The sequence below is a fragment of the Streptomyces sp. Y1 genome (assembly GCF_041053115.1).
In the GTDB taxonomy this organism is placed as follows: Bacteria; Actinomycetota; Actinomycetes; order Streptomycetales; family Streptomycetaceae; genus Kitasatospora; species Kitasatospora rubellomurina.
The window spans coordinates 7144206-7162545 of record NZ_CP163445.1 but is presented as its reverse complement, the minus strand read 5'-3'; the positions used below and the strand labels follow the sequence as shown (position 1 = coordinate 7162545).

Sequence of the window (18340 nt, the reverse complement as noted above, 5' to 3'; positions counted from 1 at the left end):
GGGTGCTCAGGCGGTCCAGTCGAGGATGATCTTGCCGCAGTTGCCGCTCGCGGCGTCGTCGAAGGCGGCCTCGAAGTCGTCGGCGGCGTAGCGGCCGGTGATCACCGGGCTGAGGTCCAGGCCGCCTTCCAGCAGCACGGACATCGCGTACCAGGTCTCGAACATCTCGCGGCCGTAGATGCCCTTGATGGTGATCATCGAGGTGACGATGCGCGCCCAGTCGACCGGGAAGTCGTCGGCGGGCAGGCCGAGCATGGCGATCTTCCCGCCGTGCGTCATGTTGGCGATCATCGACTGCATCGCCTCGGGGCGGCCGGACATCTCCAGGCCGACGTCGAAGCCCTCGCGCAGGCCCAGCTTCTGCTGGCCCTCCTCGATGGTGTGCTCGGCGACGTTGAGCGCCAGCGTCACGCCGACCTCGCGGGCCAGGTCGAGGCGGTACGGGGAGACGTCGGTGATCATCACGTTGCGGGCGCCGGCGTGCTTGGCGACGGCGGCGGCCATGATGCCGATCGGGCCGGCGCCGGTGACCAGCACGTCCTCGCCGACCAGCGGGAAGGACAGCGCGGTGTGCACGGCGTTGCCGAACGGGTCGAAGATCGCGGCGACGTCGAGGTCGACCGGCACCCGGTGCACCCAGACGTTGGAGGCGGGCAGCGCCACGTACTCGGCGAACGCGCCGTCCCGGTTGACGCCCAGGCCGATGGTGTTGCGGCACAGGTGGCGGCGGCCGGCCAGGCAGTTGCGGCACTTGCCGCAGACCAGGTGGCCCTCGCCGCTGACCAGGTCGCCGACCGTGATGTCCGCGACGCCGGCGCCGATCTCGGCGACCTCGCCGACGAACTCGTGGCCGATCGTCATCGGCGTCCTGATCGTCTGCTGCGCCCAGCCGTCCCACTTGCGGATGTGCAGGTCGGTGCCGCAGATGCCGGTCCGCAGCACCTTGATCAGCACCTCGCCGGGGCCGATCTCGGGCTTCGGGACGTCGATCATCCAGAGGCCGGGCTCGGCCTTCTGCTTGACGAGTGCCTTCACGGGCGACGGCTCCTGACGTGCGGTGCGGGGACGGCCTGCGGAGGGGGGCAGACCGAGGGGCCCGGTACGGCCGCTCCTGGCGGACGCACTCCGGGCAGGCAGAAATCTGCCTGGTGGGAGGGGGTGCGGTCCATCGAGGAATTCTTAAGGCCGGTCACAGCTGGGCTAAACGATCGTGCCCGAGCGGCGGTCGCGGGCGGGTACGGCGTGCCGGTGCTCACCCGTCCGGCCGAGCGCGGGGGCCCGGGCCGCGACACCGATCGGCGCCCGGGGGCGCGCTCATCACCAGCCGGCCGCCACCCGGGTTGGGGCACTCGGCTGACGGCGGGCCCGTTCGGATCAGCCGACGATCGACCCGCGCGCGGGCGGGCCGCGCCGGTGCTTACGGTGGCGACGCTCCCCCGCGGCCCCGTGGAGCCGTCCTTCGAGCTCCGGGGCCCTCCGCCGCAGAGAGGCGCTCCCGATCCATGACCAAGACCAGACGGCCGCGCCCGGCCGCTCCCCGCTCCGTACGCGCGGCCGCCGCGGCCCTCGCCGTGGCCGGCCTGCTGACCACCGCGGCCTGCTCCGGCTCGCCGAAGACCGCCGAGCCGGCCGGTGGCGCGGCCGTCACCGCCGAGCCCGCCGCGCTCAGCCCGTCCGCCTCGCCGAGCGCGAGCCCGTCCGGCGGGGTGGTGGCCCTCACGCCGGACGTGATGGGCAAGCTGGACGCCGCGATCCAGCAGGTGATGAGCCAGGCGTCCGTCCCCGGCGTGATCGTCGGCTACACCACGCCGGACGGCAGCTACCAGAAGGCCTTCGGGCTGGCCGACCCCGGTCGCAAGGTGCCGATGTCGACCGACCTGTACACCCGGATCGGCAGCGTCACCAAGACCCTCACGGCCACCGCCGTGCTGCGGCTGGTGGACCAGGGCAAGGTGGGCCTGGACGACCCGATCTCCAAGTACGTCCCCAACGTGCCGAACGGCGACAAGATCACCGTCCGCGAGCTCGGCGACATGCGCAGCGGGCTCTACAACTACAGCCTGGACCCGGACTTCGACCACGCGCTGCTCAGCGACCCGACGCGCCCGTTCACCCCGGACCAGCTGCTCGCGTACTCGTACAAGCACCCGGCGGACTTCGCGCCGGACGCCAAGTTCGAGTACTCCAACACCAACGCGATCCTGCTCGGCCTCCTGGTCGAGAAGGTCAGCGGCCAGCCGCTCCAGGACTTCCTGAAGGCCCAGGTGTTCGACCCGGCCGGGATGAAGAACTCGGTCTTCCCGACCGACGCCACCTTCCCCGACCCGCACGCCCACGGCACCACCAACCAGACGCTGGACGGCGCGGTCGCCGACTCCACCGACTGGAACCCGTCCTGGGGCTGGGCCGCCGGCGCGGCCATCTCCACCCTCGCCGACCTGCAGACCTGGTCGAAGGTGCTGGCCACCGGCACGCCGCTGATCAAGCCGGACACCCAGGCGGAGCGGCTCAAGACCCGGGAGGCCGGGCTGCCGGCGCTCGGCTACGGCTTCGGCGTGTTCAACACCCACGGGTGGATCGGGCACAACGGCTCGCTGCCCGGCTACCAGACCGTCGTGATCTACCTGCCGGCGGCGCAGGCCTCGCTGGTGATCATGACCAACACCGACGTCTCGTACCAGGGCACCGAGCCGTCGACGCTGCTGGCCCGGGCGATCACGCAGATCGTCTCGCCGAACAACGTCTACACGCTGCCGACGCCCGCCGAGACCGGATCGCCGACCGCGCCCGGCTCGCCGTCCGGGTCCCCCTCCCCGTCCCCGTCCGCGGGTGCCAGCCGGACGCCGCTCGGCACCACGACGCCCGCGCCCTCCGGCTCCGCCACGCTGCACATCTCCGAGGAGACGGATTCCTGATCCACCGCCGTCAGGGGCCCGAACCGGTGTACCGGTTCGGGCCCCTGACGCTGCGTCAGATCCCCAGCACCTTGCCGAGGTCGTACGAGACCGGCTCCTCCAGCTGCGCGTAGGTGCAGCTCTCCGGCGTGCGGTCCGGCCGCCAGCGGCGGAACTGCGCGGTGTGCCGGAACCGGGTGCCCTCCATGTGGTCGTAGGCGACCTCGACCACCCGCTCGGGGCGCAGCGCGATCCAGGACAGGTCCTTGCCGCCGGTCCAGCGGCTGACCGCGCCCGGCAGCCGTCCCTCGGCGTGCGCGGCCTCGTCCGCCCAGCCGCCCCACGGGTGCGCGGCGAGGTCGTCCATGCGCAACGGGGCCAGTTCCTCGGCCAGTTCGCGGCGGCGGGCCATCGAGAAGGCCGCGCAGACGCCGACGTGCTGGAGTCTGCCCCGGGCGTCGTGGATGCCGAGCAGCAGCGAGCCGACCACCGGGCCGCTCTTGTGCTCGCGGTAGCCGGCCACCACGCAGTCGGCGGTGCGCTCGTGCTTGATCTTGTACATGGTGCGCTCGCCCGGCCGGTACGGCTGGTCCAGCGGCTTGGCGACGACGCCGTCCAGCCCGGCGCCCTCGTACTCGGAGAACCAGGCCCGCGCGGTGTCCGGGTCGGTGGAGGCCGGGGCGGTGAACACCGGGTCGGCGGCGCCGGCGAGGGCTTCCTCCAGGGCCGTACGGCGCTCGGCGAGCGGCCGCTCCAGCAGCGCGACGTCGCCGAGGGCGAGCAGGTCGAAGGCGACGAAGGAGGCCGGGGTCTGCTCGGCCAGCAGCCGCACCCGGCTGGCCGCCGGGTGGATGCGCTCCAGCAGCTCCTCGAAGCGCAGCCGCCCGTCCCGGGCGATCACCACCTCGCCGTCCAGCACGCAGCGCGCCGGCAGCGCCCGCCGGAACGCCTCGACCAGCTCGGGGAAGTACCTGGTCAGCGGCTTGCCGGTGCGGCTGCCGAGCTCCACCTCGTCGCCGTCGCGGAACACGATGGTGCGGAAGCCGTCCCACTTGGCCTCGTACTGCATCCCGGGCGGGATCCTGGCCACCGACTTGGCGAGCATCGGCGCCACCGGCGGCATCACGGGCAGGTCCATGGCTCCCAGCCTGGCGCGGTTCGCCCCGGGGCGCGCGGCGGGCGCGGCACGTCTAGCGTGTCAGGCATGGGCGCAGCCGTGGAACTGGAAGTCGCCGGGCGCACCGTCCGGCTGTCGAACCCGGACAAGGTGTACTACCCCGAGCGCGGCTTCACCAAGCTGGACGTCGCGCAGTACTACCTGGCCGTCGCGGACGGGGTGCTGCGCGGGCTGCGCGAGCGGCCCACCACGCTGCAGCGCTTCCCGGACGGCGTGGACGGCGAGTTCTTCTACCAGAAGCGCGCCCCCAAGGGCCTGCCGGACTGGCTGCCCACGGCCCGCATCGAGTTCCCCAGCGGCCGCTCCGCCGACGAGATCTGCCCCACCGAACCGGCCGCCGTGCTGTGGGCCGCCAACCTGGGCTGCCTCACCTTCCACCCCTGGCCCGTCCGCCGCGCCGACACCGGCCACGTCGACGAGCTGCGCATCGACCTCGACCCGCAGCCCGGCACCGACTTCCACGACGCCGTCCGCGCCGCCCACGAGTTGCGCGCCCTGCTGGAGGAGCACGGGCTGCGCGGCTGGCCCAAGTCCTCGGGCGGGCGCGGCCTGCACGTGTACGTGCCGCTCGAACCAGAGTGGACGTTCACCGACGGGCGGCACGCCGTCATCGCACTCGGCCGGGTGCTGGAGCAGCGGATGCCCGGCAAGGTCACCACCGCGTGGTGGAAGGAGGAACGCGGCGAGCGGATCTTCGTCGACTACAACCAGATGGCCCGCGACCGCACCATCGCCTCCGCCTACTCGCTGCGCGCCCGCCCGCGCGCCACCGCCTCCACCCCGCTGCGCTGGGACGAGCTCGACGACGCCTCCCCCGAGGACTTCGACCTGCGGACCGTCCCCGCCCGGTTCGCCGAACTCGGCGACCTGAACGCGGAGATGGAGCAGCATGCCTTCCGCCTGGACGGCCTGCTGGAGCTGTACGAGAAGCAGCTGCGCGACGAGGGCCTGGGCGAACTCCCGTACCCGCCCGACCATCCCAAGGCCGCGGGCGAGCCCACCCGGGTGCAGCCGAGCCGGGCGAGGAAGAAGTGAAGTAGCCCGCTAGCCTGGGCACATGAGCATGGACGTGCGGGTGCGGGGGCTGGCGGAGATCCTGGCGGACGCGGCGGGCGGGGTGTTCCCGCCGCCGGACGGGTCGGTGACGGTGGTGCCGCAGCCCTCGCCGCGCGAGGCCGGGGTGCTGTCCTTCGCCGCGCACGCCGTGGTGTTCACCGCCGAGGACCCGGCCTGGGTGCGCGACACCGTCGCCGCCGCGCCGGGCGAACCGCTCTCGGCGCCGCTCAGCCCGTCGTTCCTGTCCGCCTTCGCCGCCCGCACCGGCCGGGTCGTCGGCAACACCGACCTGGTGACGGCCGCCGGGCGCCTGCCGGGCGAGCCGCCGCTGCCGCTGGCCGAGGTCGAGGACCGCGAGCACCCCCGGGTGGTCCGCGCCCTCGACTTCCGCGAGGACGTCCGGGTGTTCACCACGGACGGCGGCGTGCTGGTCCTCGGCCGCGGCGTCGCCGGCCGCTGGGAGGCTGCCATCGAGGTCGACCCGCACACCCGCGGCCGCGGCCTGGGCCGCGCCCTCGCCACCGCCGCCCGCCACCTCCTCCCCGAGGGCGAGGTCGTCTGGGCCCAGCAGGCCCCCGGCAACGCCCCCAGCGTCCGCGCCTTCCAGGCCTCCGGCTACCGCCCGATCGGCGCGGAGGCACTGCTGGTCTCACCCCACCGCTGAGCCACCCCCGCCGGGCGGCGGCCGCCACAGCACCCGAACCCGGTCGGCCTCGGCGTCGTACCCGAGGAACGGCGCCCGGGTGTCGCCCTCGACGTACATCGGCACCGGTTTGCCGAGCCGCCGCCCGATCGCGGCCAGGAACCCGCAGAGCACGTCCAGCCGCTCCTGGCCCTGGAGTTCCCACAGGGAGACGTCGAAGTCGATCTGCTCGTCACCGAGGAACCGGAAGATCGCGCAGACGTCGGCGCTCGGCCGGACGCACAGGTTCGGGCACTCCGCGTCGGCCGGTCGCGCCAGCACGGTCTCGGCCCTCGGGAGCGGCCGGACGGTGTCGCCCTCGGTGTACTCGTACGCCCAGCCCCGCTCCACGACGAGGTCGAGCACCGCCTGCCAGTCCGCCACCGTGGTGTCGGCGACGTAGACGTCGGGAAGGCAGCCCCCATCGGTCGGGTCGAACAGCCAGGCGACGTCGTCCCAGAGCAGATCGGTCATCCCGCCATCCTGCCCGGAGCGCCCCCACCCCGACCAGCGGTTATCCGCGCCGCGCGCCCGCCGGGGCGAGGTCGGCGATGGTGCGGACGGCGTCGGCGATCTGGGCGTCCGTCAGGTCGCCGCGGGCCGTGAGGCGCAGGCGGGAGATGCCGTCCGGGACGGACGGGGGGCGGAAGCAGCCGACCGCGAGGCCGGCGGTGCGGCAGTCGGCGGCCCAGGCGACGGCGGCCTCGGGGCCGGGGGCGCGGACGGAGACGACGGCGGCGTCCGGCTCGCAGGCGTGCAGGCCGGCGGCGGTGAGGCGGGCCGCGAGGGTGCGGGCGACCTCGCGGGCGCGGTCGGCGCGCTGCGGTTCGGCGCGCAGCAGGCGCAGGGCGGCGAGGGCGGCGCCGGCGGCGGCCGGGGCGAGGCCGGTGTCGAAGATGAAGGTCCGCGCGGTCTCGGTGAGGTGGCGGATCACCCGGCGCGGGCCGAGGACGGCGCCGCCCTGCGAGCCGAGCGACTTGGAGAGGGTGACGGTGGCGACGGTGTCCGGCTGCCCGGCGAGCCCGGCGGCGGCGAGGGCGCCCCGCCCGCCGGGGCCGAGCACGCCCAGCCCGTGCGCGTCGTCGACGAGCAGCGCGGCGCCGTGCGCGCGGGCGGCATCGGCGAGGCCGGGCAGCGGGGCGGCGTCGCCGTCGACGGAGAAGACGGAGTCGGTGACGACCAGGGCCCGGCGCTGCGCCCGTGCGGCCAGCGCCTCGGCGACGGCCGCCGGGTCGCTGTGCGGGGCGCGGTGGACGTCGGCGCGGGCGAGGCGGCAGCCGTCGATGAGCGAGGCGTGGTTGTAGGCGTCGGACACGATGAGGGTGTCCGGGTCGGTGAGCGCGGTGAGCGCGGCGAGGTTGGCGGTGTAGCCGGAGGAGAACACCAGCGCGGCCTCCACTCCGCAGAACTCGGCCAGCTCGCCTTCGAGTTCGGTGTGCAGCGCGGTCGTTCCGGTGACCAGCCGGGAGCCGGTGGAGCCACCGCCCCAGCGCAGCGCGGCGTCGGCGGCGGCGCGGGTGACGGCGGGGTGGCGGGTGAGGCCCAGGTAGTCGTTCCCGGCGAGGTCCAGCACCGGGTCGTCGGCGGCCCGGCTGCGCAGGGTGCGGGTGAGCCCGGCGTCGGCGCGCAGCGCGGCGGTCTCGTCGAGCCAGTCGAAGACGTGCGCCTGGGCGGGGAGGGGCGTGGAGGTGAGGGGGTGGACCATGCTCGGCACTCTGGCACGAGGGGCGAGGCGGGGGCAATGTGCGACTGGGCACAGGTCCGCACCTCGACGTTCATCGCCATTCACCGTGTGTTCATTCGAATTCCGCGCTCAATACACGTAAACCCGGGTTTCGCAAATCTTTATGATTCTTCCGCATACGCCACACGGCTAGCCCACGCCGCATTCGGTACGCTCCGTTCCGTTCTTCCCAGGGGGTGGCAAGTGACAGACCTCGACTTCGAGCGTCGAATGAATCCGTGGCTCTTCGACGACAAGGGCAACCTGACCGAAGAGGCCAAGAAGCAGTTCCCGGACCTGGCCGGCGCCAACGACGCCCCGGTCTCGCTGACCCCGGCGGGCGGCGGCGGCAAGGCCGTCACCGTGAACACCGGAGTGCTGCAGCAGGCCGCGCAGAACGCCTTCGCCCTGCGCGACGCCGTCAAGACCGAGTGCGGCCAGCCCGCCGAGCACGTCGGCGCGGCGGGCACCGCGCTCGCCGGCTGGTCCCTGGGCACCGTCCTCCCCGCCGCCTGGAGCACCTGGTCCAACCAGGCCGACGCCCTGAAGACCGCCGTGGGCGACATCGGCACCAACCTGCAGACCACGGCGCAGTCGTACGTCAAGACCGAGGGCGACGTCCACGCCAGCTTCAACAAGCCGCAGGGCGCCAACAGCTAGCCACAGCACAACGGGGGGAGCAGCACCGCCATGGTGACGTTCAGCCAGCTCAAGCAGGTCGACCTCGGCAGCCTCGACTCGGCGGCCGGCGACTTCGAGAAACTCGTCCGCAACTGGGACCTCACCCGGCGGATGCAGAACGAGGTCATCGGCACCGTCCAGCAGTCCGGCTGGCACGGCGACGCCGCCGGCCTCGCCAACGCCCGGTTCACCTGGGCCCGCGACCAGATCCACGCGGCCTTCGAGGAGGCCACCGCGCTCGCCAAGACCCTGCGCGACGCCCACACCGCGATCTCCGCCGCCAAGAAGGACCTGGCCACGGCCGTCCAGAACGCCGTCACCGCCGGCCTCACCGTCACCGACGACGGCACGGTGAAGTGGCCCGCGCCCACCACCCCCGAGGACAAGCACGACCCGGACTACACCAAGAGCTGGCAGGCCAAGGCCGAGACGGCCGCCAAGGCCATCTTCGACGTGGTCGACCGCGCCACCGAGGCCGACCAGGACGCCTCCCGGGCCCTCGGCGACGACACCGGCAGCGACGGCACCGCCTTCAACGCCAAGCCGGTCGGCGGCATCGCGGAGGAGGAGGCCAAGACCGCCACGTACATCATGAGTCTCGGCGCCGGGGCCTCCGACCAGCAGCTCAAGAACCTCCAGACCATCCTGGACCACTACCACCAGGACCCGCGGTTCGCCTCCGCCTTCTACGGCAACCAGGACCCGGCCGACTTCATGGCCAAGTACGGCGCCATGGCCCAGAGCGGGGACTACGCCAACAGCTCGGCCCGCAGCGCCGCCATCAAGGGCATCCAGAAGGACCTCGGCCTCACCCTCGCCACCGCGACCGACACCAAGCAGCCGCTGCACGTCTCGGACGACTGGGAGAGCAGGTTCCGGGCCGCCGGCGCCAAGCAGATCCCCGTCCCGCCGGGCGCCGACCCGGCGCACAGCCCGTACGGGTACCAGATCGTGTCGAACCTGCTGCGCGAGGGGACGTACGACTCCCACTTCCTCAACCCGATCGCCGAGCACGTCACCCAGCTCACCGAGGAGAACCCGGGCCGCTGGCAGGCCGTCGCCTACCAGAACAGCTACCCGTTCGACCCGCTGAAGTTCATCGGGCAGGTCGACAAGGACGGCCACCTCCAGGGCCTCAACCCGCTGTCCGGCATCCTGGACGCCTTCGGCCACAGCCCCGAGGCGGCCACCAAGTTCTTCCACGACCCGACGACCACCTACAACCCGGACGGCACCGTCAAGAGCACCGGCGGCGAGAACAACTACGTCAAGCTGTTCACCGCCGGCGGGGACAACTCCCTGATCAACGACATCAGTTACCCGCTGCGCCCGATGGAGACCAAGCCCGACCCGGCCCACGTCCTGTCGCTCGGGCACGCCCTGGAGGCCGCCGCCACCGGCCGGGCCTGGGACGACACGACCAGCCCGTACCCGCCGCACACGGCGGCGATGAACGACGTGATGAGCAAGGTCGTCGACCGCTTCGGCACCGGCGACGGGCCGAACATGCTGCGCGGCGGCCCGCTCGCCAACCTCAACGGCAGCATCGGCAACATGGCCGCCAACCACATCGCGGACATCGAGAACGCCCTGGACGGGCCCGGCCCGAACAGCGGCGGCCCGAACTCGCGGCTGCCCTCGAACGGCGCCCCCGGCTTCCTCAACCACGACAACACCGCCATCCTGCTCTCCACGGTCGGCCGCAACCCCGACGCGTACGCCACGATCGCCACCGCGCAGCAGGCGTACCAGTCGGCCCAGATCCAGCAGGTCATGATGCACCCGGAGCTGCACCCGGACATGGCCACGGCGATCGAGAACGTGACCATGCCGGGCGGCCAGGTCGCCGGCCTGATCACCCACGCGATGTCGGACGAGATCCAGCAGAACCACGCGATATCCGACAAGGCGATCAACGACGCGATCGACTCCAAGAAGGACATCGCCAAGATGGTCTGGGACAACAGCGGCGGCATCCTGGTGGACAAGATCCCCAAGGCGGGCAGCTTCATCAACGACCAGATCGGCGACATCATGACCCAGGTCGCCGACAGCTACCACGTGGACACCACCAACCAGGGCCGGGACGAGGCGCACAAGACCACCGGCGCGACGGTCCAGGGCTCGCAGCAGGCGGTCGTCAACGCCGTCGAGGACGCCGGCCGCGAGGCCGGACTCGACCAGAACCGGGTGGACGACCTGGCCACGCGCGCCAAGCAGACCATCACCCAGGGCTGGTCCGCCGGCCACGACCTCTACGACCCGACGATGGCCTCGAAGGCGGACTGAACCATGGCCGACGACACCCACCCCGCTCCCGGCCCGCCCGAGGGCCCGCCGCCGTCGCCCGCGCGGCACCGGCGGGCCCTGCCCTGGCTGGCCGGCGCCCTCGCCCTGGCCGTCCTCGACGGCGGCGCCCTGTGGCTCTGGAAGCCGTGGCAGTCGCAGGAACTCCCGCAGAGCGCCTGCTGGTCGGCGCTCTCCCGGGACGACCTGAAGCCGCTGGCCGGGAAGTCCGGACGGACGACCCAGCAGGGCGCGGCGCGGCTCCAGACGCCCACCGGGCCGCAGGATCCGGCGAACCGCGGCACCACCTGCGTCCTCGACTGGTTCCCGGACGGCGGCGACGGCAGTCGCGCGCTCCTCTCGGTGCAGGTCGGCCCCGCCCTCCACGGGATCGAGGCCGATCGCACCGCGGAGTCCGCGCAGGGCCGCCCGGTCGCCACCCTGGACGTCGGCGGCGGAGCGGCGGCCCTGGCCACCACCGAACCGAGCCGCCGCGTCCAGTTCTACGTGCGCTGCGACGTCCACGTGCCGCCCGCCGGCCCGAACGCGCAGTACATCCGCATCGACGTCGGCGGCAGCACCATCGACGGCGCCTCGCCGGCCAAGGCCCGTCAGGCGTACGCCGACATCGCGCTGAAGGTCGCGCGGGTCGCCGCCGAGGAGTACGAGTGCGGCGACAAGGCGCAGTTGCCCGCCACCGCGCCCGCCGTCCCGGACCTCGCGGCGCACTGAGCCGTCCGAGCAGGCCGCTCGCCGCCGCAGGCTTTGCCCGGGGTGGCGGCGAGCAGGCAAGATAGCCGGGTGACCCTCCTTGATCTGATGCCGAAGCCCGCCACGCCCGACGCGCTGTACGAGACGTTCGCCGCCTGGGCGCAGGAGCGGGGGATCACGCTGTACCCGGCGCAGGAGGAGGCGCTGATCGAGCTGGTCTCCGGGAACAACGTGATCCTGGCGACGCCGACCGGTTCGGGCAAGAGCCTGGTGGCGGCGGGCGCGCACTTCGCGGCCCTCGCCGAGGGGCAGCGGACGTTCTACACCGCCCCGATCAAGGCGCTGGTGTCGGAGAAGTTCTTCGACCTGGTGAAGATGTTCGGCACCGAGCAGGTCGGCATGATGACCGGCGACGCGAGCGTCAACCCGACCGCGCCGATCATCTGCTGCACCGCCGAGGTGCTGGCCCAGATCGCGCTGCGCGACGGCGCCCGGGCGGACATCGGCCAGGTCGTCATGGACGAGTTCCACTTCTACGCGGAGCCGGACCGCGGCTGGGCCTGGCAGATCCCGCTGCTGGAGCTGCCGCAGGCGCAGTTCCTGCTGATGTCCGCCACGCTCGGCGACGTGCGCCGCTTCGAGGAGGACCTGACCCGCCGCACCGGCCGGCCGACCACGGTGGTGCGCAACGCGACCCGCCCGGTGCCGCTGTTCTACGAGTACCGCCGCACCACCATGCACGACACGCTGGAGGAGCTGCTGCAGACCGGCCAGGCGCCGGTCTACGTCGTGCACTTCACGCAGAAGGAGGCGGTGGAGCGGGCGCAGTCGCTGATGAGCATCAACATGTGCTCGAAGGCGGAGAAGGACGCCATCGCCGACCTGATCGGCAACTTCCGCTTCACCACCAAGTTCGGCCGCAACCTGTCCCGTTACGTGCGCCACGGCATCGGCGTGCACCACGCGGGCATGCTGCCGAAGTACCGCCGGCTGGTCGAACGCCTCGCCCAGGCGGGCCTGTTGAAGGTGATCTGCGGGACGGACACGCTCGGCGTGGGTGTCAACGTGCCGATCCGCACGGTGCTGTTCACCGCCCTGTCCAAGTACGACGGCCAGCGCGTGCGGATCCTGCGCGCCCGCGAGTTCCACCAGATCGCCGGGCGGGCCGGCCGGGCCGGCTTCGACACCGTCGGCCAGGTGGTGGCGCAGGCGCCCGAGCACGTGATCGAGAACGACAAGGCGATCGCCAAGGCCGGGGACGACCCGAAGAAGAAGCGCAAGGTCGTGCGCAAGAAGGCGCCGGAGGGCTTCGTCGGCTGGACCGAGGAGACCTTCGACAAGCTGATCTCCGCCGAGCCGGAGCCGCTGGTCTCCCGCTTCAAGGTCAGCCACGCGATGCTGCTGTCGGTGATCGGCCGCCCCGGCAACGCCTTCGAGGCGATGCGCAAGCTCCTCACCGACAACCACGAGGACCGGGCCGCCCAGCGCCGCCACATCCGCACCGCGATCGCGATCTACCGCTCGCTGCTGGAGGGCGGCGTCGTCGAGCGCCTGCCGGAGCCGGACGCCGAGGGCCGGATCGTCCGCCTCACCCTGGACCTGCAGGAGAACTTCGCGCTCAACCAGCCGCTGTCCACCTTCGCGCTGGCCTCCTTCGAACTCCTCGACCCGACCTCGCCGACCTACGCGATGGACGTCATCTCCGTCGTCGAGGCGACCCTCGACGACCCGCGCCAGATCCTCGCCGCCCAGCAGAACAAGGAGCGCGGCGAGGCCGTCGCCGAGATGAAGCGCGACGGCATCGAGTACGAGGAGCGGATGGAGCGGCTGCAGGACATCACGTACCCGAAGCCGCTGGAGGAACTGCTCACCCACGCCTACGAGGTGTACCGCCGGGCCCACCCGTGGATCGGCGACCACCAGCTGCAGCCGAAGTCCGTGGTCCGCGACCTGTACGAGCGGGCGATGACCTTCTCGGACTACGTCGGCTTCTACGAGCTGGCGCGCACCGAGGGCATCGTGCTGCGCTACCTGGCCGGCGCGTTCAAGGCGCTGGAGCAGACCGTCCCCGAGGACGTGAAGACGGACGAGCTCAAGGACGTCATCGCCTGGCTTGGCGAGCTGGTCCGCCAGGTCGACTCCAGCCTGCTGGACGAGTGGGAGCAGCTGGCCAACCCGACCGAGGCGGCCACCGCCGAGGTGACGCTGGAGGACAAGGCGGCGCCGGTCACCGCCAACGCGCGGGCCTTCCGGGTGCTGGTGCGCAACGAGATGTTCCGCCGCGTGGAGCTGTGCGCGCTGGAGCACTGGGACGAACTCGGCGAGCTGGACGGCGAGTACGGCTGGGACGCGGACCGCTGGGCGGACGCCATGGACGGCTACTGGGACGAGTACGACGACCTGGGCACCGGCCCGAACGCGCGCGGCCCGAAGATGCTGATCATCGAGGAGGAGGACTCCGCCTGGAAGGTCCGGCAGATCTTCGACGACCCGGAGGGCGACCACGACTGGGGCATCAGCGCCGAGGTCGACCTGTACGGCTCGGACGAGGAGGGCCGGGCGGTGCTGCGGGTCACCTCGGTGGACCGGCTCGGGGGCTGACGGCCCTCGCCCGCTTTCTCCACTTCCACTGACGGACCGTCAATGCCGTGGGGGTCCGGCCGGGTTCTGCCGGTCGGACCCCCACGGTTTCGTCACCGCCGCTTTGTGACATCAGGACGAAGCCCTCGCGTCACATCCAGGCGAACGGCGCTCCCGCCGCGTACGACAGCGCGCGGTTGGCCTCGTCCAGGGACTGCTCGGTGCTCGGCGCCCCGGAGGCGGACGGCGTCGGGGCGGCCGCCGGGGTGCCGCTCGGGCCGGCGGTCGGGCCGCCGAAGCGGCCGTCGTTGACCCGCGAGCTGGTGACGGTCACGTAGTGCCCGACCGCCTCGACCCGGGCGTCGCCGCCGGCCGGCTTCGCGGCTCCGGCGGTCGGCACGGGCGCCGGGTTGGTGTCGGGGAGGATGAAGGCGAGCGCGCCCGGCTTGGCACGCAGCGCGTCGGCGGCCTTGGTGGCCGCGGCCTGGTCGGTGAAGCGCAGCAGGGTGACGCTGCTGAGCACCGGGCGCTCCTGCCCGGTGAAGCTGACCGTCAGGTAGGCCTGGCAGCCGCCGTCCTTGAACAGGTCCTGGGAGCGGTCCTGCAACGCCTCGGCACAGTTCTCGCCCTGCCGGGCGCCGTTGCGCTTGGCCTTGTAGCCGGCCACGTCGACCGGGCGCTGGGCGGGGAAGTAGTCGTCGATGTTCAGGCCCTCGCCGTCGGTGCGCGGCGGCAGGGTGCCGCGCACGGGCGGCGTCTTGGAGGCGTCCTTGCTGGACGGGCCGAGCCCGGGTATGTAGTCGCCGGGCATCGGGCGGGTGATGATCCAGCCGCCGGCCGCCACCACGCCCAGCACCACGACCCAGCCCACCGCCCGGCGGGGCGTCAGCCGTCCGACGGCGGCCCTCCCGAGCCCGGCCCCCCGACCGGATCGCCGCTGCTCTGCCTGGCCGTCCTGGCCCTCTCCCGGAGTCGGGGTGCGCTCCCCCTGCGTGGTCATGGCGCAGATTCTAAGCACCCGCCAGGTGGCGTGGATCACGGGGTCGGCCCTTGTTGATCACGCTTTCGCGGACCGGCCGAACGCGCGCGAACTACTCGCCGGTAACTCGCTCGCGGCGTCCACGTCAAGGGTGTGACCAGCGCCGACGCCGTGAGCTTCGACACTGTGGCAAGTGGCACATCCATCAGCCGATCTTCTGGCGGGTTTCCTCTGGCGCCGCTCGCGGGCCGCTTGGCAGGATCGGCCCCATGGATCTCCTCGATACCCTCACCGCCAAGGGCCTGCGCGGCGAAGCCCCGACCCGCGAGGAGGCGCTGGCCGTCCTCGCCACCACCGACGTCGAACTGCTGGACGTCGTCGCCGCCGCGGGCAAGGTCCGCCGCCGCTGGTTCGGCCGCCGGGTCAAGCTCAACTACCTGGTGAACCTCAAGAGCGGCCTCTGCCCGGAGGACTGCTCGTACTGCTCGCAGCGCCTGGGCTCGAAGGCCGAGATCCTCAAGTACACCTGGCTCAAGCCGGACCAGGCCGCCGAGGCCGCCAAGGCCGGTGTGGCGGGCGGCGCCAAGCGGGTCTGCCTGGTCGCCAGCGGCCGCGGCCCGACGGACCGCGACATCGACCGCGTCACCGACACCATGGCCGCCATCCGCGAGGCCGACCCCGAGGTCGAGCTGTGCGTCTGCCTCGGCCTGCTCTCCGACAACCAGGCCGAGCGGCTGAAGGCGGCCGGCGCCGACGCCTACAACCACAACCTCAACACCTCCGAAGCCACCTACGGCGACATCACCACCACCCACACCTACGCGGACCGGGTGGACACCGTACAGAAGGCGCACGGCGCCGGCCTGTCCGCCTGCTCCGGCCTGATCGCCGGCATGGGCGAGAGCGACGAGGACCTCGTCGACGTCGTGTTCGCGCTGCGCGAGCTCGGCTCCGACTCCGTCCCGGTCAACTTCCTCATCCCCTTCGAGGGCACCCCGCTCGCCCAGGAGTGGCACCTCAGCCCGCAGCGCTGCCTGCGGATCCTGGCCATGGTCCGCTTCGTCAACCCGGACACCGAGGTCCGCATCGCCGGCGGGCGCGAGCTGCACCTGCGCACGATGCAGCCGCTCGGGCTGCACATCGCCAACTCGATCTTCCTCGGCGACTACCTCACCAGCGAGGGCCAGGCCGGGCAGGCCGACCTCGACATGATCCGCGACGCCGGGTTCGAGGTCGAAGGCACGGGCGAGGCCACGCTGCCGCGGCACCGGGCCGATGTCGCCGCCTCCTCCGCGTCCGGTTGCGGCAGCGCCGCCTCGGCGTGCGGCAGCGGCGCGTCGGCGTGCGGCAGCGGCGGCGGATGCGGTCCGTGCGGCGGGCACGCGCACGGCGACGACGCGGCCGCCGACGACTCGCACAGCGACCAGGTCAAGGTCCGCCGCCGCGGCGCCGGCACCGAACTCGCGCCCAACGCCTGACGACACCCACGGGAGAAACCGGAGAACCGCCCACCATGCCCCCGCTGTCCGCCGACACGCTGATCGCCCTCGACCGCGCCCACGTCTGGCACCCGTACGGGCCGATGCCCGGCACCGTCACGCCGTACGTGGTCGAATCCGCCTCGGGCGTCCGGCTGAGACTGGCCGAGCCCGTCGCGGGCGGGCAGCGCGAGCTCGTCGACGGCATGTCGTCCTGGTGGGCGGCCATCCACGGCTACCGGCACCCGGTGCTGAACGAGGCCGTGCGCGAGCAGCTGGGGCGGATGAGCCACGTGATGTTCGGCGGGCTCACCCACGAACCCGCCGTCCGGCTGGCCGCGCGGCTCGTCGAGATCACGCCCGAGCCGCTGCGGCACGTCTTCCTCGCCGACTCCGGGTCGGTCGCGGTCGAGGTCGCGATGAAGATGTGCCTGCAGTACTGGCAGTCCATCGGACGGCCGCAGAAGCGCCGGCTGCTCACCTGGCGCGGCGGCTACCACGGCGACACCTTCCACCCCATGTCGGTGTGCGACCCGGACGGCGGAATGCACCACCTGTGGGGCGGGGTGCTGCCCGGGCAGCTGTTCGCGCCCGAGCCGCCGGCCGGGTTCGACGCGCCGCTCGACCCCGAATACGCCTCGCAGTTCGAGGAGTTGATGGAGCGTCACGCGGACGAGCTGGCCGCCGTCATCGTCGAGCCGGTCGTCCAGGGCGCGGGCGGGATGCGCTTCCACTCGCCCGCCTACCTGCGCATGCTGCGCGAACTCTGCGACCGGCACGGGGTGTTGCTGGTCTTCGACGAGATCGCCACCGGCTTCGGCCGCAGCGGCGCCCTGTTCGCCGCCGACCACGCGGGCGTCTCGCCGGACGTCATGTGCCTCGGCAAAGCCCTCACCGGCGGCTACCTGACCCTCGCCGCCGCCCTGTGCACCAGCGAGATCGCGGACGGGATCAGCCGCGGCGAGATGCCGGTGCTCGCCCACGGGCCGACGTTCATGGGCAACCCGCTGGCGTGCGCCGTCGCCAACGCCTCCCTGGACCTGCTGCTCGGGCAGGACTGGGCGGTCGAGGTCAAGCGCATCTCCTCCGGCCTTTCCGCCGGACTCTCGGCAGCTTCCGAGATGCCCGGCGTACGGGACGTCCGCGTTCAAGGCGCCATCGGCGTCGTCCAGCTGGACCACCCGGTGGACGTCCCGGCGGCAACGGAGGCCGCCGCGCGGGAGGGTGTCTGGCTGCGGCCCTTCCGGGACCTGATCTACACCATGCCGCCGTACGTGACCGGGGACGAGGACGTCGCGCGCATCGCCGCCGCCGTGACCGCCGCGGCGGTGGCCGGATGAGCGCCGCCCGCATCCTCTTCGTCACGGGGACCAACACCGACGTCGGCAAGACCATCGCCACCGCGGCCGTCGCCTCGGCGGCCCTGCGGGCCGGGCAGCGGGTCGCGGTGCTCAAGCCCGGGCAGACGGGCGTCACCGGCGACGAACCGGGCGACGCGGCCGAAGTCCAGCGCCTGGCGGGCGACGTGACCCTCATGGAGCTCGCCCGCTACCCCGAGCCGCTGGCGCCCGACACCGCGGCGCGGCGCTCCGGCCTGCCGTACCTCTCCCCCGCCGACGTCGCCACGGCGGTCGCCTCCCTTGCCGCTTCGCACGACCTCGTCCTGGTCGAGGGCGCGGGCGGCCTGCTGGTCCGCTACGACGACGAGGGACGCACGTTGGCCGACCAGGCCCGGGCCGTCATCGCCTCGGGCCTGCCCGCCTCGGTGCTCCTCGTCGCCTCCGCCGCCCTCGGCACCCTCAACATCGTCGCCCTCACGGCAGAGGCGCTTTCCTCGCGCCAACTCCCCCTCGCCGGCGTCCTGGTCGGCTCCTGGCCCTCCGACCCCGGCCTCGCCGAACGCTGCAACCTCGCCGACCTCCCCCGCTCCGCCGGCGCCCCGCTCCTCGGCGCCCTCCCGGAACGCGCGGGTGCCGCTGACGACTTCGGCGCGCTCGCCCTCGCCTCCCTGGCCCCTGAACTGGGCGGCACCTGGGACGCACAGCACTTCGCCGACCTCCACCGCCCCGATTAGGTCCTGTCTTCGCTCGAAG

General features: G+C 72.8%; 15 protein-coding genes. 10 read left to right on the top strand and 5 right to left on the bottom strand.

Features of this window, described 5'->3' with window-relative positions:
* Positions 1 to 6 precede the first annotated feature (6 nt).
* Positions 7 to 1035, bottom strand: coding sequence for an L-threonine 3-dehydrogenase (gene tdh, locus AB2U05_RS30880; RefSeq protein ID WP_045691903.1), 1029 nt, complete (start codon positions 1033 to 1035; stop codon positions 7 to 9).
* A gap of 467 nt (positions 1036 to 1502) precedes the next feature.
* Here tdh and AB2U05_RS30875 point away from each other — a divergent pair, with 467 nt between their 5' ends.
* Positions 1503 to 2915 (top strand): serine hydrolase domain-containing protein, encoded by a 1413-nt coding sequence (locus AB2U05_RS30875; RefSeq protein WP_369184917.1) that lies wholly within the window; start codon positions 1503 to 1505, stop codon positions 2913 to 2915.
* A gap of 55 nt (positions 2916 to 2970) precedes the next feature.
* On the opposite strand, the gene AB2U05_RS30870 is transcribed toward AB2U05_RS30875, so the two are convergent.
* Positions 2971 to 4032, bottom strand: coding sequence for an ATP-dependent DNA ligase (locus tag AB2U05_RS30870; protein ID WP_045691905.1), 1062 nt, complete (start codon positions 4030 to 4032; stop codon positions 2971 to 2973).
* A gap of 66 nt (positions 4033 to 4098) precedes the next feature.
* Here AB2U05_RS30870 and ligD point away from each other — a divergent pair, with 66 nt between their 5' ends.
* Together ligD and AB2U05_RS30860 are read left to right on the top strand one after the other, a co-directional pair.
* Positions 4099 to 5106 carry a non-homologous end-joining DNA ligase gene (gene ligD / locus AB2U05_RS30865; RefSeq protein ID WP_208615377.1) on the top strand — a complete coding sequence of 336 codons (1008 nt, stop codon included), beginning with the start codon at positions 4099 to 4101 and terminating at the stop codon, positions 5104 to 5106.
* Between the two features lie 22 nt (positions 5107 to 5128).
* Entirely contained in the window at positions 5129 to 5791 is a 663-nt protein-coding gene (locus AB2U05_RS30860) for a GNAT family N-acetyltransferase (RefSeq protein WP_369184916.1), read from the top strand.
* On the opposite strand, the gene AB2U05_RS30855 is transcribed toward AB2U05_RS30860, so the two are convergent.
* Both AB2U05_RS30855 and AB2U05_RS30850 read right to left on the bottom strand, forming a co-directional pair.
* On the bottom strand, positions 5777 to 6283 hold the full coding sequence (locus tag AB2U05_RS30855) for a hypothetical protein (RefSeq protein ID WP_045691906.1): 507 nt from the start codon (positions 6281 to 6283) through the stop codon (positions 5777 to 5779). The genes AB2U05_RS30860 and AB2U05_RS30855 overlap by 15 nt on opposite strands.
* A 40-nt stretch (positions 6284 to 6323) precedes the next feature.
* A complete protein-coding gene (locus AB2U05_RS30850) occupies positions 6324 to 7514 on the bottom strand; it encodes an 8-amino-7-oxononanoate synthase (RefSeq protein WP_045691907.1) in 1191 nt (396 codons plus the stop codon).
* A 249-nt stretch (positions 7515 to 7763) separates the two neighbouring features.
* Here AB2U05_RS30850 and AB2U05_RS30845 point away from each other — a divergent pair, with 249 nt between their 5' ends.
* The 4 genes from AB2U05_RS30845 (at position 7764) to AB2U05_RS30830 (ending at position 13811) form a co-directional block, all read left to right on the top strand.
* Complete coding sequence (locus AB2U05_RS30845) at positions 7764 to 8192, top strand: hypothetical protein (RefSeq protein ID WP_045691908.1); 429 nt, start codon at positions 7764 to 7766, stop codon at positions 8190 to 8192.
* A 30-nt stretch (positions 8193 to 8222) separates the two neighbouring features.
* Positions 8223 to 10502, top strand: a complete 2280-nt coding sequence (locus tag AB2U05_RS30840) for a hypothetical protein (RefSeq protein WP_369184915.1) — start codon at positions 8223 to 8225, stop codon at positions 10500 to 10502.
* Positions 10503 to 10505: 3 nt separating this feature from the next.
* A complete protein-coding gene (locus AB2U05_RS30835; protein ID WP_369184914.1) occupies positions 10506 to 11231 on the top strand; it encodes a hypothetical protein in 726 nt (241 codons plus the stop codon).
* A 69-nt stretch (positions 11232 to 11300) separates the two neighbouring features.
* A complete protein-coding gene (locus AB2U05_RS30830; RefSeq protein WP_045710308.1) occupies positions 11301 to 13811 on the top strand; it encodes an RNA helicase in 2511 nt (836 codons plus the stop codon).
* Positions 13812 to 13941: 130 nt separating this feature from the next.
* Here the strand turns inward: AB2U05_RS30830 and AB2U05_RS30825 are convergent, their stop codons facing one another.
* The gene (locus AB2U05_RS30825) at positions 13942 to 14790 is read right to left on the bottom strand and encodes a hypothetical protein (protein ID WP_369184913.1); all 849 of its coding nucleotides are present in this window, start codon (positions 14788 to 14790) and stop codon (positions 13942 to 13944) included.
* A 248-nt stretch (positions 14791 to 15038) separates the two neighbouring features.
* Between AB2U05_RS30825 and bioB the strand changes: the two genes are divergently transcribed.
* Genes bioB through bioD form a run of 3 tightly spaced genes read left to right on the top strand, consistent with a single transcriptional unit; the run spans position 15039 to position 18321 of the window.
* Positions 15039 to 16247 (top strand): biotin synthase BioB, encoded by a 1209-nt coding sequence (gene bioB / locus AB2U05_RS30820; protein ID WP_369184912.1) that lies wholly within the window; start codon positions 15039 to 15041, stop codon positions 16245 to 16247.
* A 35-nt stretch (positions 16248 to 16282) separates the two neighbouring features.
* Entirely contained in the window at positions 16283 to 17587 is a 1305-nt protein-coding gene (locus AB2U05_RS30815) for an adenosylmethionine--8-amino-7-oxononanoate transaminase (RefSeq protein ID WP_369184911.1), read from the top strand.
* Entirely contained in the window at positions 17584 to 18321 is a 738-nt protein-coding gene (gene bioD, locus AB2U05_RS30810) for a dethiobiotin synthase (protein WP_369184910.1), read from the top strand. The genes AB2U05_RS30815 and bioD overlap by 4 nt, the downstream gene beginning before the upstream one ends.
* The last annotated feature ends 19 nt before the right edge of the window (positions 18322 to 18340 follow it).

Coding starts and splice junctions, on each gene's coding strand:
- AB2U05_RS30875 (WP_369184917.1), top strand. CDS start 1,503: ATGACCAAGACCAGACGGCCGCGCCCGGCCGCTCCCCGCTCCGTACGC.
- AB2U05_RS30870 (WP_045691905.1), bottom strand. CDS start 4,032: ATGGACCTGCCCGTGATGCCGCCGGTGGCGCCGATGCTCGCCAAGTCG.
- ligD (WP_208615377.1), top strand. CDS start 4,099: ATGGGCGCAGCCGTGGAACTGGAAGTCGCCGGGCGCACCGTCCGGCTG.
- AB2U05_RS30860 (WP_369184916.1), top strand. CDS start 5,129: ATGAGCATGGACGTGCGGGTGCGGGGGCTGGCGGAGATCCTGGCGGAC.
- AB2U05_RS30855 (WP_045691906.1), bottom strand. CDS start 6,283: ATGACCGATCTGCTCTGGGACGACGTCGCCTGGCTGTTCGACCCGACC.
- AB2U05_RS30850 (WP_045691907.1), bottom strand. CDS start 7,514: ATGGTCCACCCCCTCACCTCCACGCCCCTCCCCGCCCAGGCGCACGTC.
- AB2U05_RS30845 (WP_045691908.1), top strand. CDS start 7,764: ATGAATCCGTGGCTCTTCGACGACAAGGGCAACCTGACCGAAGAGGCC.
- AB2U05_RS30840 (WP_369184915.1), top strand. CDS start 8,223: ATGGTGACGTTCAGCCAGCTCAAGCAGGTCGACCTCGGCAGCCTCGAC.
- AB2U05_RS30835 (WP_369184914.1), top strand. CDS start 10,506: ATGGCCGACGACACCCACCCCGCTCCCGGCCCGCCCGAGGGCCCGCCG.
- AB2U05_RS30825 (WP_369184913.1), bottom strand. CDS start 14,790: ATGACCACGCAGGGGGAGCGCACCCCGACTCCGGGAGAGGGCCAGGAC.
- bioB (WP_369184912.1), top strand. CDS start 15,039: ATGGATCTCCTCGATACCCTCACCGCCAAGGGCCTGCGCGGCGAAGCC.
- AB2U05_RS30815 (WP_369184911.1), top strand. CDS start 16,283: ATGCCCCCGCTGTCCGCCGACACGCTGATCGCCCTCGACCGCGCCCAC.
- bioD (WP_369184910.1), top strand. CDS start 17,584: ATGAGCGCCGCCCGCATCCTCTTCGTCACGGGGACCAACACCGACGTC.